This window comes from Streptomyces sp. MK7 (assembly GCF_032658145.1).
Taxonomy (GTDB): domain Bacteria; phylum Actinomycetota; class Actinomycetes; order Streptomycetales; family Streptomycetaceae; genus Streptomyces; species Streptomyces spiralis.
Window position 1 is genome coordinate 1 of the sequence record NZ_JAVACL010000024.1, and the last position, 16,172, is coordinate 16,172.

Annotated in this window: 3 protein-coding genes; all 3 read left to right on the top strand. The window is 70.2% G+C overall.

Annotated elements, in window-relative coordinates; all coding sequences use genetic code 11:
• Nucleotides 1–266: 266 nt before the first annotated feature.
• The gene (mfd, locus tag R2S09_RS24295) at nucleotides 267–3,821 is read left to right on the top strand and encodes a transcription-repair coupling factor (protein WP_316743234.1); all 3,555 of its coding nucleotides are present in this window, start codon (nucleotides 267–269) and stop codon (nucleotides 3,819–3,821) included.
• Between the two features lie 167 nt (nucleotides 3,822–3,988).
• Nucleotides 3,989–4,813 (top strand): HNH endonuclease family protein, encoded by an 825-nt coding sequence (locus R2S09_RS24300; RefSeq protein ID WP_306185936.1) that lies wholly within the window; start codon nucleotides 3,989–3,991, stop codon nucleotides 4,811–4,813.
• 358 nt (nucleotides 4,814–5,171) lie between these two features.
• On the top strand, nucleotides 5,172–16,172 hold the full coding sequence (locus R2S09_RS24305; protein WP_316743236.1) for a LamG-like jellyroll fold domain-containing protein: 11,001 nt from the start codon (nucleotides 5,172–5,174) through the stop codon (nucleotides 16,170–16,172).

Consider the following 16,172-nt stretch of genomic DNA (forward strand, 5'->3'; position numbering starts at 1 on the left):
GGGGGGGGCGCCCCCCCCCCCCCCGGGGGGGGGGGGGCGGGGGGCCCCGGGGGGCCCCCCCCCGGGGGGGCCCCCCCACCCCGGGCTTGTGCATGTCGGCGACCCCGCACACCACTCGTGCCGGACACCTGTTCGACGGTCGAGGCGCTGTCCACAGCCCCACCGGTCCCGCTGCCGGCGTCGTAGGCTGAAGGAAGCCCGCCCCGCACCCGAGTCGGGCCCTTCGCGTTGCCCACGCCCTGCCACCCCAGGATGGAAAGCCCTCCATGAGCCTGCACGGTCTGCTCGACGCCGTCGTCAAGGACCCCGCCCTCGCGGAAGCGACCACCGCGGCCGCGGACGCGGGCCGCATGCACGTCGACCTCGTCGGCCCGCCCGCCGCCCGCCCCTTCGCGGTCGCCGCCCTGGCCCGCGAGGCCGCCCGCACCGTGCTCGCGGTGACGGCGACCGGCCGCGAGGCCGAGGACCTGGCCGCGGCGCTGCGCTCCCTGCTGCCGCCGGAAGGCGTCGTGGAGTACCCCTCCTGGGAGACGCTTCCGCACGAGCGGCTCAGCCCGCGCAGCGACACCGTGGGCCGCAGGCTCGCCGTGCTGCGCCGGCTGGCCCACCCGAGCTCCGACGACCCCGAGACCGGCCCGGTCTCCGTCGTCGTCACACCGATCCGCTCGGTGCTCCAGCCGCAGGTCAAGGGCCTGGGAGACCTTGAGCCCGTCGCCCTGAGAACCGGCCGGACCGCCGACCTGAACGACGTCGTGGAAGCTCTCGCCGCCGCCGCGTACGCGCGCGTGGAGCTGGTGGAGAAGCGCGGCGAGTTCGCCGTGCGCGGCGGCATCCTGGATGTGTTCCCGCCCACCGAGGAACACCCGCTGCGCATCGAGTTCTGGGGCGACGACGTCGAGGAGATCCGCTACTTCAAGGTCGCCGACCAGCGCTCCCTCGAAGTCGCCGAGCACGGCCTGTGGGCCCCGCCCTGCCGCGAGCTGCTGCTCACCGAGGACGTACGCGCGCGGGCGCGCGCCCTGGCCGAGCAGCACCCGGAGCTCGGCGAGCTGCTCGGCAAGATCGCCGAGGGCATCGCGGTGGAGGGCATGGAGTCCCTCGCGCCGGTCCTCGTCGACGACATGGAGCTGCTCCTGGACGTGCTGCCCAAGGGCTCGATGGCCGTGGTGTGCGACCCGGAGCGGGTGCGCACACGCGCCGCGGACCTGGTGGCGACCTCCCAGGAGTTCCTCCAGGCGTCCTGGGCGGCCGGCGCCGGCGGGGGCGAGGCGCCGATCGACGTCGGCGCGGCCTCCCTGTGGTCGATCGCGGACGTCCGGGACCGGGCCCGCGAGCTGGACATGATGTGGTGGTCCGTCTCCCCGTTCGCCGCCGACGAGACGGCGTACGACGGGCACGCCGACGGCGGCGGGGACACCCTCAAGCTGGGCATGCACGCACCGGAGACGTACCGGGGCGACACCGCGCGGGCGCTCGCCGACACCAAGGGCTGGCTGGCCGACGGCTGGCGCACCGTCTACGTCACCGAGGGGCACGGCCCGGCCACCCGCACCGTCGAGGTGCTGGGCGGCGAGGGCATCGCGGCCCGCCTGGACGCCGACCTCGGTGAGCCGTCCCCGTCGGTGGTGCACGTGGCGTGCGGCTGCATCGACCAGGGCTTCGTCGACCCCGCGCTGAAGCTGGCCGTGCTCACCGAGACCGACCTGTCCGGGCAGCGCGCGGCCACCCGGGACGGGGCCCGGATGCCGGCCCGGCGCCGCAAGACCATCGACCCGCTGACCCTGGAGGCGGGCGACTACATCGTCCACGAGCAGCACGGCGTGGGCCGGTACATCGAGATGGCGCAGCGCACCGTGCAGGGCGCCACCCGCGAGTACCTGGTGGTGGAGTACGCCCCGGCCAAGCGCGGCCAGCCCGGCGACCGCCTCTACATCCCCACCGACCAGCTGGAGCAGATCACCAAGTACGTCGGCGGCGAGGCGCCCACCCTGCACCGGCTCGGCGGCGCCGACTGGACCAAGACCAAGGCGCGGGCGAAGAAGGCGGTCAAGGAGATCGCCGCCGACCTGATCAAGCTGTACTCGGCCCGCATGGCCGCCCCCGGCCACTCCTTCGGCGCCGACAGCCCCTGGCAGCGCGAGCTGGAGGACGCCTTCCCCTACGCGGAGACGCCCGACCAGCTGACCACGATCGCCGAGGTCAAGGAGGACATGGAGAAGTCGGTCCCGATGGACCGGCTGATCTGCGGCGACGTCGGCTACGGCAAGACGGAGATCGCGGTCCGCGCCGCCTTCAAGGCCGTCCAGGACGGCAAGCAGGTCGCGGTGCTGGTCCCGACGACGCTGCTGGTGCAGCAGCACTTCGGCACGTTCAGCGAGCGCTACTCGCAGTTCCCGGTGAACGTCAGGGCGCTGTCCCGCTTCCAGACCGACACCGAGGCGAAGGCGGTCCTGGAGGGCCTGCGCGAGGGCTCGGTGGACGTCGTCATCGGCACCCACCGCCTGTTCTCCTCCGAGACGAAGTTCAAGGACCTGGGCCTGGTCATCGTCGACGAGGAGCAGCGCTTCGGCGTCGAGCACAAGGAGCAGCTGAAGAAGCTGCGCGCCAACGTCGACGTGCTGACGATGTCCGCGACCCCGATCCCGCGCACCCTGGAGATGGCGGTGACGGGCATCCGCGAGATGTCCACGATCACCACCCCGCCGGAGGAGCGCCACCCTGTGCTGACCTTCGTCGGGCCGTACGAGGAGAAGCAGATCGGCGCGGCGATCCGCCGCGAGCTGCTGCGCGAGGGCCAGGTCTTCTACATCCACAACCGGGTGGAGACCATCGACCGGGCGGCGGCGCGACTGCGCGAGATCGTCCCGGAGGCCCGCATCGCCACGGCGCACGGCCAGATGTCGGAGTCGGCCCTGGAGCAGGTCGTGGTCGACTTCTGGGAGAAGAAGTTCGACGTGCTGGTCTCCACGACGATCGTCGAGTCGGGCATCGACATCTCCAACGCCAACACCCTGATCGTGGAGCGCGGCGACAACTTCGGCCTCTCCCAGCTGCACCAGCTGCGCGGCCGGGTCGGACGTGGCCGCGAGCGCGGCTACGCCTACTTCCTCTACCCGCCGGAGAAGCCGCTGACGGAGACCGCCCACGAGCGGCTCGCCACCATCGCCCAGCACACGGAGATGGGCGCGGGCATGTACGTGGCGATGAAGGACCTGGAGATCCGCGGCGCCGGAAACCTGCTCGGCGGCGAGCAGTCCGGCCATATCGCGGGCGTTGGCTTCGACCTGTACGTCCGCATGGTCGGCGAGGCGGTCGCGGACTACCGCAGGCAGCTGGAGACCGGTGAGGCCGAGGAGGAGGCCCCGCTGGAGGTCAAGATCGAGCTGCCGGTCGACGCGCACGTCCCGCACGACTACGCGCCCGGCGAGCGCCTGCGCCTCCAGGCCTACCGCTCGATCGCCTCCGCCAACTCCGAGGAGGACATCAAGGCCGTCCGAGAGGAACTGACCGACCGCTACGGCAAGCTGCCCGAACCGGTGGAGAACCTCCTCCTGGTCGCGGGCCTGCGCATGCTCGCCCGCGCCTGCGGGGTGGGCGAGATCGTCCTCCAGGGCAACAACATCCGCTTCGCCCCGGTGGAGTTGCGCGAGTCCCAGGAACTGCGCCTGAAGCGCCTGTACCCGGGCACGGTCATCAAGCCGGCCGTGCACCAGGTCCTGGTCCCCCGCCCGAAGACGGCGAAGGTCGGCGGCAAGCCGCTGATCGGCCGCGAACTGCTGGGCTGGGTGGGGGAGTTCCTGGCGTCGGTCCTCGGGTCGTAGGCAGCGGGACGCTCCTGGGGCGAAGGGACCGGTACGCCCTGTCCGCCCCATCCGCGTCGTGTGCCTCCGCACGCCCCGAGTGAGCCGGACATCGTCCCGACTACCGTGGGCACGGGAAAGGCAGGCCCGGCACACAGGGGCGGGGCCGTACGGCAAGGGGAGGGCTCATGCGCGCAGAGGTGTGCCGTGGTACCGAGGGGCGTGCGAGGCGCCGGGGCGGGGCGCGCGGGGCGCGTTCCCTGCTGCGCGCCGGTCTGGCGGTGTGTGCCGCCGTGGCGCTCGCCGCCGGGTGCAAGGGCGGTACGGGCGGCGGCGGTTCGCCGAGCGGGAGCGGGGCACCCGCGCCCGCCACGGACGGACACTCCGTCAGCCCGCTGAACAATCCGGACGGCACGAAGCCGGGCCTGGCCCCGCTGACGAGCAAGGCCGACCGGGCCGCGGCCCGTACGCTCGTCGGGTCCCTCGCCACCAAGGGCCGCGGGCCGAAGACCGGCTACGACCGGGAGGAGTTCGGCTACGCCTGGATGGACACCGCCGACGGCGTCCCCTGGGCGCGCAACGGCTGTGACACCCGCAACGACCTGCTGAAACGTGACGGCCAGGACGTGCGCTTCCGCAACGGCTCCGACTGTGTGATCGTCTCGATGACCCTGCACGACCCGTACACGGGCCACACGATCCGGTGGACCAAGTCGCACGCGACCACCGTCCAGATCGACCACGTCATGCCGCTGTCCTACGACTGGCAGATGGGCGCCGCGCACTGGACGAAGGGCAAGCGCGAGCAGATCGCCAACGACCCGCTCAACCTGCTCCCCGTGGACGGCCCCGCCAACTCCGCCAAGGGTGACTCGGGCCCGGCGGCCTGGCTGCCGCCGGACAAGGGCATCCGGTGCGCGTACAGCGTGCGCTTCGCCCAGGTGTCACGGAAGTACGCGCTGCCGGTGACCCCGGCGGACAAGCGGATGATGCTGGAGCAGTGCGGTGGCTGAGCGCCTGACTGCCCTGGGAACGCCCGCACATGAGTCACCGTCAGGTGAAGAATCGATTCGGGTGATGTGACGTTTCGGCAAAGCCGTTCACAAGCGGCAAAGGGGTGCCCGACAGCAAATCGGTCGGGTTGAGCAAGAGCCAGTCAAGAGCGGCACAAGATCGTCTCTTGAATCTGTCCACAGGATGTTCACAGCGGGCAAGATTCGGCGCGTTTCTGTGCCGTTCCTGACCGCTGGAGTCGAAGTCGTGCCTGTGTGGCCGCTCAGTCGCCGCCCGCGCCCCGCGCGCCCCGCGCGCCCCTCGCGCACCGGGCGCCCCCCACGCCGTGCCCGCCGTGCGCGTCGTTCCCTCGCCGTCGTGGTGCTCACCGCGTTGGCGTTGACGCTGACGACCGATCAGGCCTTCGCCGAAGGCATGGAACTGGGCCGTATCGAGCTGCCGAGCATGAGCCTCGCCTCGATCAAGTCCTGGTTCACCGACCCGCACTGGGGCAGGCTGCCGCACCAGCGGTCCGGCACGGCCACCGGGCACCGGCACCACGTCTCCGCCGACGCCACCGCCGCCCACCGCGGCGCGGGCCACGCCCCCGGCAAGGGACGCGGCGAGCTGTCCGCCTACCACCCGCACAAGCCGGCCATCAGACAGGGCCGCAGTCGCGGCGGCACCTTCGACGCCAAGACCAGCAAGCGCAACCCCGCCAAGTCCTCGCGCACGGCGACGGTCTACGACAACGCCGACGGCTCCACGACCCGGGAGATGTACCAGGCACCGGTCAACTACCAGGTGCGCAAGGGCAAGTGGGCGCCCATCGACGTGGACGTACGGGCCGGCCCGGACGGCCGCTGGCACGAGAAGGCCAACTCCCTCGCCGTCGACTTCGGCGCCAAGGCCACCGACTCCGCCCTGGCGTCCCTCGCGGTCGACTCCGGCCACCGCATCGCCTACTCGCTCAAGGGCGCGGCACCGGTCAAGGGCACCGCGGACGGTTCCACCGTCACCTACGCGGGCGCCCTCGACGCCACCGATCTGAAGGTGGCCCCCACCGCCACCGGCGTGAAGGAGTCGGTCGTCCTGCACTCCGCGGTCGCCGGCAACTCCTGGACCTTCCCCCTCTCCCTCAAGGGCCTCACGCCCGTCCAGCACGAGAACGGCTGGACCGACCTGCGCGACAGCGCGGGCAGGACCGTCGAGCGCATCCCCCCGGCGTACGCCTACGACTCGAAGGTGGACCCCCGCTCCGGTGACCCGGCCACCACCCACGACGTCACCTCCGAGCTGGTCCAATCCAAGGACGGCTACGCGCTGAAGGTGACGCTGGACAGCCGCTGGCTGCACGACGCCCACCGCGTCTTCCCGGTCACCGTCGACCCGACCGTCGACGACGGCTGGACCACCACCTACGCCGAGTCCGGTTCCGGCAACGACGGCGACCACTCCTACGAGCAGACCATCAAGGCCGGCTCCTACGACTCCGGTACCCACTCGGCGGTCAGCTTCTGGAACCACTGGGACACCGCCTGGGACGGCAGCGGCGCCACGGTCACCGAGGCGCACCTGGACATCTTCGACACCTGGGCCTCCACCTGCACCCCCGAGCGGTTCGACGTCGCGCTGGTGACCAAGGCATGGACACCGGAGTCCGTCACCAGCTACCCGGGCCCCTCGCACGGCTCCTCGATCGGCAACCTGACCCCGAGCGTCCCCAACGCGTGCGCCAACACCGCCGCCGACCGCAGCGTCGGCGACTGGCTCCAGGTCCCGCTGTCGACCTCCGCCATCCAGGGCTGGTTCAACGGCACCACGCCCGACTACGGACTCGCGGTCTACGCGTCCACCACGGACAACCTGCACTGGAAGCAGTTCGGCTCGTTCAACGACCCCGCCGACGGCCCGCACATCCTGGTCACCTACAACGGGAACACCGCACCGCAGCTGTACGAGCAGTTCCCCAGCGACAACGCGGTCGAGTACACCACCACCCCCGAGCTCACCGCCTGGGCGGGCGGCGCCAACTCCTCCAGCGGCAGCGGCAACCAGTACCGCTTCCAGGTCTTCGACGCCGCCGGCACCAAGGTCGCCGACTCCGGTCTGGTCTCCACCGGCGACTGGACCGTCCCCGGGGGCAAGCTGGCCTGGGGCAAGGACTACTCCTGGTACGTCCAGGCCTACGACTCCGCCACCAACCTGTACTCGACGGCCACGCCGTACGCGATGTCCGTCCAGGTCCCGCAGCGGGTGATCACCTCGGGACTGTCGCAGAACGGCAGCGACCACGGCTTCGACGCGGCCATCGGCAACTACACGACCTCCGACACCGACGCCTCCATCTCCACCGTCGGCCCCTCCCTGGACGTCCAGCGCGACTACAACTCCCGCGACCCCCGCTGGACCGGGGCCTTCGGGGCGGGCTGGTCGAGCATCTTCGACACCAAGGCCACCGAGCAGTACACCGCCTCCGGCGCGGTCTCCAGCGTCTACGTCACCTACCCCGACGGCTCAGAGGTCGGCTACGGCAAGAACAGCGACGGCACCTTCACACCCGGCAGCGGACGGTTCGCCACGTTCAAGTCGGTCACCGGCGGCTACACGCTGACCGACAAGGACGACACCGTCTACACCTTCACCCAGTCGCTGGGCTCCGGCGGCTACGGCCTGACCTCGGTGACGGACGCCGACGGGCGGTCGGTGAACCTCACCTGGACCAGCGGCCACATCACCAGGATGACCTCCGGGGTCTCCGGCCGATCCCTGTCGCTGACCTGGCAGACCCCCTCGGGCGCGCAGGCCGCGCACGTGGCGACCGTGGTCACCGACCCGGTCACGCCGGGTGACAGCTCCACCGCCCAGACGTGGACGTACGGCTACAGCGGCGACCAGCTGACCAAAGTGTGCTCGCCGCTGTCCACCACCAAGTGCACGACGTACGGCTACACCAGCGGCTCCGGCTACCGCAACGCCTCGATGGACCTCGGCCCGCACGCCTACTGGCCGCTGTCGGAGACCTCGGGCACCACCGCCGAGGACGCCGACCTGTCCAACGAGGGCACGACCGACGCCACGTACGAGAACGTCACCCTCGGCCAGGCGGCCGGCCCGCTGACCGGCTCGTCGTCGAAGGCCGCGACCTTCAACGGCACCTCCTCCGACGTCTCGCTGCCGAAGAACCTCGGCAACGACACCGACTCCGGCGCGATATCCCTGTGGTTCAAGACCTCGCAGGGACCGGGCGTGCTCTACTCGTACGCCTCGCAGCCGATCGGCTCCGGCCAGGCGGCAGGGTTCTACACCCCGTCCATCTACGTCGGCACCGACGGCAAGCTGAACGCCGAGTTCTGGTACAGCGGCGGGATCAACCCGATCGTGTCCTCCGCGTCCGTCGCCGACGGCAGGTGGCACCACGTGGTGCTGTCCGCCGCGGGCAACTCCCAGACGCTCTACCTGGACAACGCCAAGGTCGGTTCGCGCACCGGCTCCGTCTCCATCAAGAGCGCCACCGCCTTCGGCAAGAACCAGTCGTTCAACTACCTCGGCACCGGCTTCCTCGGCGGCAGCTGGCCCGACGAGCCGCACTACTCGACCAGTTCGAAGTACGGCTACGCCACCTACTTCAACGGCTCCATCGCCGACGCCGCCTGGTACGGCCGCCCGCTGGTCGCCGCCGACGTCAGCGAGCTGTACACGTACGGCACGCACGGCACCAGCCTGCTCACCTCCATCACGCGCCCGTCCGGCAAGACGTACGCCGCCATGACGTACGACCCGGCCACCACCACCCTCACCCAGCTCACCGACGAGAACGGCGGCGTGTGGCAGCTCGGGGCACCCACGGTGACCGGCTCCAGCGACACCTACCGCGGCGCGGTGCTGGGCGGGGCGCCGTCCGAGTACTTCCGGCTCGGTGAGGCCGCGGGCGCCACCACGGCCGTGGACCAGGTACGCGGTGGTGACGGCACCTACAACTCCGTGACCCTCGGTGCCTCCGGCCCCTTCAGCGACGCCAAGGCCGCCTCCCTCAACGGGACGGCGTCCCAGGTGACCCTGCCGAACGGTTCGGTGCCCGGCTCGGGTGCCGAGTCGGTCAGCATGTGGTTCAAGACGTCCACCGCGAACGGTGTGCTGCTCGGCGCATCCAGGGACCCGCTGGGCAACGGCACGACCCCGGGCTCCTACACGCCGGTCCTCTACGTCGGCAGCAGCGGCAAGCTGTACGGCGAGTACTACTTCTCCGGCGGCTCCACCAAGCCGCTCGCCTCCGCCGCGGCGGTCACCGACAACAAGTGGCACCACGTGGTGCTCTCCACCTCGGCGAGCAGCCAGTCGCTCTACCTCGACGGCACCCTCGTGGGCACCCAGAGCGGCGCGGGCAACATGGTCGGCCAGACGTACACGTACGTCGGCGCCGGCTACCTCGGCGGCAACTGGCCGGACGAGGCGCACCACAACACCTCGGACAACACCGGCTACGCCACCTACTTCAAGGGCACCGTCTCCGACGTCGCCCTCTTCCGCTCGCAGCTGTCCGAGGCCGACGTCGCCGCGCAGTTCCAGGCCGCGAAGAACTCCACCGGTCTGCTGCCGGTGAAGACGGTGAAGGTGACGACCCCGGCGAACGCCACGGTCACCTACACCTACGACGTGCTGCACGGCGGCCGCCAGCTGAGCGAGACCGACGCCCTGGGCAACACCACCCGATTCGGCTACGACACGGCCGGTTTCGAGCACACCGTCACCGACCCCAACGGGGCGATGACCGTCACCGGCCACGACGTCCGCGGCAACATCGTGTCCTCCACGTCCTGCCAGGACCAGGCCGCGAACAAGTGCAACACCGAGTACTACACGTACTACCCGGACGACACCACGGCCCAGCTGACCACCGCGGATCCGCGCAACGACCAGCTGCTCACCTCCCGCGACGGCCGTTCGGCGTCCGCGACCGACACCACGTACCTGACGTCGTACAGCTATGACGCGGCCGGCAACCAGACGGCCGTCACCACACCCGCCGTTCCCGGCTTCCCCGACGGACGCACCACGACGACCGAGTTCAGCGACGGCACCAGCGCCTATCCGTCCGCCGACGGCGGGGTGGTGCCCAAGGGCCTGCCGGTGAAGGCCGTCAGCCCCGGCGGCGCGGTCAACCAGGTGTCGTACTTCAAGAACGGCGACGTGGCCTCCACCACCGACGCCATCGGCCTGGTCACCCAGTACACCTACGACGGCGTGGGCCAGGTCACCAGCCAGAAGGTCGTCTCGGACACCTACCCGAACGGCCTGGTGACGACGTACACCTACGACGCCGCCGGCCAGGTGACCGAGGTGCACGACCCGCAGCTCACCGACCGTGTGACCGGGGCCACCCACTCCGCCGTCACCACCACGGTCTTCGACGACGACGGCGACGCCACCTCGCAGACCGTCTCGGACGCCACCGGCGGCGACACGGCGCGCACGAAGACGTGGACCTACGACGTCTACGACCACGTGGCGACCGAGTCCGACGCCAACGCGGCCGACGGCGCGGCCGACGGCGACACCACGACGTACACGTACGACACCTCCGGCAACAAGACCAAGGAGGTCACCAGCGCCGGGACCGAGACCCGGTACACCTACGACGACAACGGCAACCTGCTCACGCAGGGCCTGATGTACACCGGCGACCCGACGAACCCGCAGTCGCCGACCCTGCTCACCGAGTCCTCCCGGGCCTACGACCCGGCCGGACGGCTCGCGTCGATCACCGACGCGATGGGCAACACCACGTCGTACACGTACACCGACGACGGCCTGCTGGCGACGGTGACGAAGAAGAGCGCCGACGGCACCGGCGCTTACGTCCTGGAGTCGAACACCTACGACGCGGCCGGCAACCTCGTCTCCCAGACCACGGACAACGGAGAGACCGTCACCGACTACAAGGTCGACGCGGCTTCCCGCACCACCTCCACCACGGTCGACCCGACCGGCGTGGACCGCGTGACCACCATGTCGTACACGCCGGACGACCAGGTCGCCACCGAGAACGACCACGACGCCTCGGGCTACGACCGCACCACCACCAGCACGTACGACGACATGGGCAACACGCTCAGCGAGACGCTGTACGGCGACGCGTCCGGTCACCCGGCGGGGTGGTGGAAGCTCGACCAGACCTCCGGCACCAGCGTCACCGACTCCTCGGGCACCGGCAACACCGCCCAGGCCACGGGAGTCACGTGGGGCGACGGCGCGGCGAACTTCGCCGGCACCTCGGGCCAGCAGATCGCGACGAACGCACCGGTGCTCGACACCAGCGCCTCGTACACGGTCTCGGCGTGGGTGAAGATGAGCTCGCTGCCCACCCACAACGCGACCGTCGTCGCCCAGACGGGCACCGCCAACAGCGCGTTCATGCTCCAGTACAACTACGCGCACACCAGCGCCCCGCTGTGGAGCATGGAACAGACGAGCAAGGACGCCTCCGGCACCTCCTTCCCGGCGGCCTACTCCACCGCCGTACCGACCACCGGTGACTGGACCCAGCTCGTGGGCGTCTTCGACGCCTCCACCGGCGCCGTCAAGATCTACGTCAACGGCACCCTGTCCGGCTCGGGCACCGACACCACGCCGTGGAACGCCACCGGCCCGCTCACCATCGGCCAGGCCAAGTACGCCGGCAGCGCCACGGACTTCCTGCCGGGCGGGGTCTCGAACGTGCAGGTCTACCAGCGGGCGCTGTCGGCGACCGAGGTGTCCTCGCTGTACGGCAAGGGCCGCTCGGGCGGCACGGTCGGCTCCTCGGACGCGCAGACCACGACGTACACCTACGACAAGCGGGGCCTGCCGACGTCCATGACGGACGCCGAGCAGCACACCACCGACTACTCCTACGACGAGGCGGGCAACCTCGCGGTCACCACCGCGCCCGCCGTCCAGGCCGAGCCGGACGGCACCACGGCCTCCACCGTGCGCCCGGTCACCACCAGCGGTTTCAACACCTTCGGCGAGGCCGTCGAGGAGCAGGACCCGAGCGGCCTGGTCACCACGACGGCGTACGACGCGGACGGCAACAGGGTCTCCGAGACCCTGCCGCCGTACACCCCGGCGGGCGCGTCGTCGCCCAACGCGGGCACGACGGTGTGGACGTACGACAGCGAGGGCAACCAGACCTCGGTCACCACGCCGGGCGGCAGGACCACGTCGTACCTGTACGACCAGATGGGCAACCTGGCGCAGGTCACCGAGCCGGACGGCACCAAGACGCACGTCACCTATGACGCCGACGGTGAGCAGTTGTCCGCGACGGACGGCACCGGAGCCCAGACGCAGGCGACGTACGACTTCCTGGGCCGTCAGCTCACGCAGACGACGCTGGAGCGCTACCCGTCGACGCGGACGCTGACGACGACCAACTCGTACGCGGTCACCACCGGCAACCCCTACGGCGCGCACCTGGCCTCGACGACCACGCCAGGCGGCGTGAAGACGACGTACGGCTACAACCGGGCCGGTGACATCACCTCGGTCACCGACGGTGCCAGCAACACCACCCGCTTCGACTACGACTTCGAGGGCAACCGCTCGAAGACGACCCTGGCGGACGGCACCTACACCACGACCGACTACAACGCCGACGGCGACCCGACGGCCACCCGGTCCTACGACGCCGGCGGCACCAAGCTCTGGGAGACCTCCCAGACCTACGACGGCGTCGGCAACGTGACCTCGACCACGGACGCGGGCGGCCACACCAGCCGCTTCACCTACGACGCGGCGGGCACCCTCACACAGGAGATCCAGCCGGTCGACGCCTCGACTTCGATCACCACGACCTTCGGGTACGACGCGGCCGGCAACCGGACCCGCTTCACCGACGGCCGCGGCAACTCCTGGCGCTACACGTACACGCCGTGGGGCCAGCAGGAGAAGGTGATCGAGCCGACCACGGCGAAGTACACGTCGGCGGCGGACTCCACGACGACGTACGCCTACGACGCGGACGGCCGGCTGACGAACGCGACGCTGCCGGGCGGCGTGACCACGTCGATGTCGTACGACTCGCTGGGACGGCTGACGTCGGTGTCCGGCGCCGGCGCGGACGCGGCGACTGCGACCCGCAGCTTCACCTACGACGCGGACGGCCGGGTGCTGTCGGCGGACACGTCGGAGGCGGGCACGGCGGGCGCGGTGGACCACCAGACGGCCACGCACGACGCGTTCACCTACGACGACCGGGGTGACGTGCTGACGGCGTCGGGCTCGGCGGGCTCCTCCGGCTTCGCCTACAACGACGACGGTCAGATGACGTCCCGGACGGACGCGGCGGGCACGACGACGTACGGCTACGACACGGCCGGCCGCCTGTCGTCCCTGAACGACGCGGCCACGGGCACACAACTGTCGTACACGTACGGCGTGCTGAACGAGCTGAGAAGCGTCAAGTACGGCTCGACGGGCCAGACCCGCACCTTCGGCTACAACAGCGCGCACGAGCTGACCAGCGACGTGCTGGTGCAGGGCGCGTCGACGCTGGCGAGCTTCAGCTACGGCTACGACGCCAACGGCAACCTGACGTCGAAGACGACGACGGGCGTCTCGGGCGCGTCCACCAACACGTACACCTACGACTGGGCGGACCGCTTGACGTCGTGGAACGACGGTACGAAGACGACGAGTTACGCCTACGACGCGTCGGGCAACCGGATCCGCAACGGCTCGGACGTGTACACGTACGACGAGCGGGACGAGCTGACGTCGGACGGCGTGCACTCCTACGACTACTCGGCGCGCGGCACGATGACGCAGGAGTCGTCGGCGTCGGGGACGGTGGCGCTCAAGACTGACGCCTTCGGCGACCAGATCGTGGCCGGCCAGCAGTCGTACACGCTGGACGCCACGGGCCGGAACGTCACGGACACCGATACCACGGGCGGGTCGTCGCGCACGTTCCAGTACTCGGGCGCGGGCAACACGATCGCCTCCGACGGGGAGAACACCTACACCTACGACCCGGCGGGCGGTGTGATCGGCGTCAAGCCGGCCGGCGGCAGCGGGGTGCTGGCCCTGACCGACCAGCACAGCGATGTGGTGGGCACGTTCACCTCGGGTGCGGTGTCGCTGGCGGGTTCGGCCTCGTACGACCCGCTGGGCAAGGTGCTGGCGGCGTCGTCGATGGCGGGGCATCTGGGCTTCCAGTCCGGGTGGACGGAGCCGGGTTCGGGTGATGTGGGCACGGCCTCGCGCTGGTACGACCCGGGCACGGGCCAGTTCCTGAACAAGGACAGCTTCTCGCCCAACCCGGTGCCGAACTCGGCGGCGGCGAACCCGTTCGCGTACGTCGGTGACAACCCGATGCTGGGCACGGATCCCTCGGGGCACTGCTCGTGGTGGACCGGCTCGTGCGAGGTGAAGGCGGCCAGCCACATCGCGCACAAGGTGTCGAGCACGGTCAGGCACGCGGCGAGCCGGGTGAAGAGCGCGGCCAAGAGCCTGTACCACCACGCCAAGCGGATCGTGCACTCGGCGATCAGCCACATCAAGCACACGGCACGCAAGATCGTGCGCCATGTGACGGACTTCTACCGTGCCACGGTCCGGACCGCCAGACGCGTGTACTCCTACACGTCACGGCATGTCAGACGCGGCTACCAGCGTCTGGTCTCCGGGGTGAAGTCGGGGTATCGCAGGGCGCGGAGCATGGCCGGGCGGGTGGTCCGCACGGTGAAGAGCAAGGCGCATGCCCTGGGCAGCAAGGCCCGTGCCCTGGGCAGCGAGATCAAGAAGGGGGTGGCCGCCGCCGGGCGGAAACTGGCCAGCGGGGCGCGTACGGCCTACCAGGCGACGGTGCAGGCGACGAAGACGGTCGCCAACTATGCCAAGCACCATGCGGCGGCGATCACGTCGTTCGTGGTCTCCACGGCGGTGTTCGCCGGCTGCGAGGCGGCGACCTGGGGGGTCGGTACGGTCGGCTGCGCGGCGATGGCGGGTGCGGCCGGTTCCCTGGTGGAGCAGGGCTTCAAGTGCGCCGAGAACGGCGGCGGCGACTGCAGCGTGGGCGCTTTCGCCGGCTCGGCCCTGGTGGGCGCGGGCATCGGTGCGCTGGGCGGCAAGTTGGGCGAGCTGGGCGGCAAGCTGCTGGCGAGGGTCGCGCCGAAGGCGATGTCGGTCGTGGGAGGCCTGTTCGGCAGGGGCGCGACGGAGGCCGCCGATTCAGCGGTCGGGGACGCGACGGATGAGGCGGCCTCGGCGGTGGAGTCGGAGGCGGCCGGGACACGGGCGCAGTCGCATTCGGACGAAGCGGGCGGTCCGGCGGAGAAGGAGCCCTCCGGCTGCCCGGTCCCCCACAGCTTCACCGGCTCGACGCGGGTCCTGATGGCCGACGGCACGGCGAAGGCCATCGACCAGGTCAAGGTCGGCGACACCATCGCCGACTCGGTGCCGGGCGCGAAGGGCACGGAGGCGCACAAGGTCACCGATGTGATCGTGACGCGGACGGACCATGACTTCGTGGACCTGACGATCAAGGACGCAGGCAGGTACACGGGGGAGAAGTCGGTGAAGGCCGGCGCGAAGGCCGCGGTCAAGTCCGTGGCCAGGAAGGCGGCCCGCAAGGCGGCCTTCGGCCTGGCGGCCTCGGCAGCGGTACTGGGTGCCCTGACGGGCGGCCATGGTCACGGTCGCGCGCATGAGCCGGCGACGGCTCCGGTGGCTGCGGTCAGCACGGCCGGCGCCCAGGACGCGCATCTGACGACGACCTTCCACCACCCGTTCTACGACGAAACGCAGTCCGCCTTCGTCGAGGCCAAGGACCTCAAGCCCGGTGACGTCCTCCAGACGCCGACCGGCACCACCGAGGTCACCGGTGTCCGCCTGTACCACGCGCACACCACCACCTACGACCTCACCATCGGCACCCTCCACACGTACTATGTGGAAGCCGGGGCCACTCCCGTCCTCGTCCACAACTGTAACGAGGTCGAGTACGGTTCAACACGGCTGAGTCGAGCAGTACAAAAGGCGCGTCTGGCGGACAATAACAAAGACAACAACTATGCAGCTGCTCTCCTGCGGCACCCGGAAACAGGGGAAGACATGGGCGTGGTCACGGCTCGCTCAGTAGGAAAAATCCACGCAGAGCAGAACATCATTAATTCTCTTAAGAATGGTGCCCTGCCTGGCGTTGATGAGTCCTACATCAGCGAGGTGTACTCGGAGTTCCAGCCTTGTGCTAGTCGTTGTTCAAAACTTCTCGGGAAGTTGCCAAATCTCAAACAAATCACGTGGAGTTGGGCGTGGGATAAATCTGGGACGGAAGTCGCAGATGCATCCACTGCCGCAAGAAATGCCGCAGTGAAGGCGCTCTTCGAAGGGAAATGA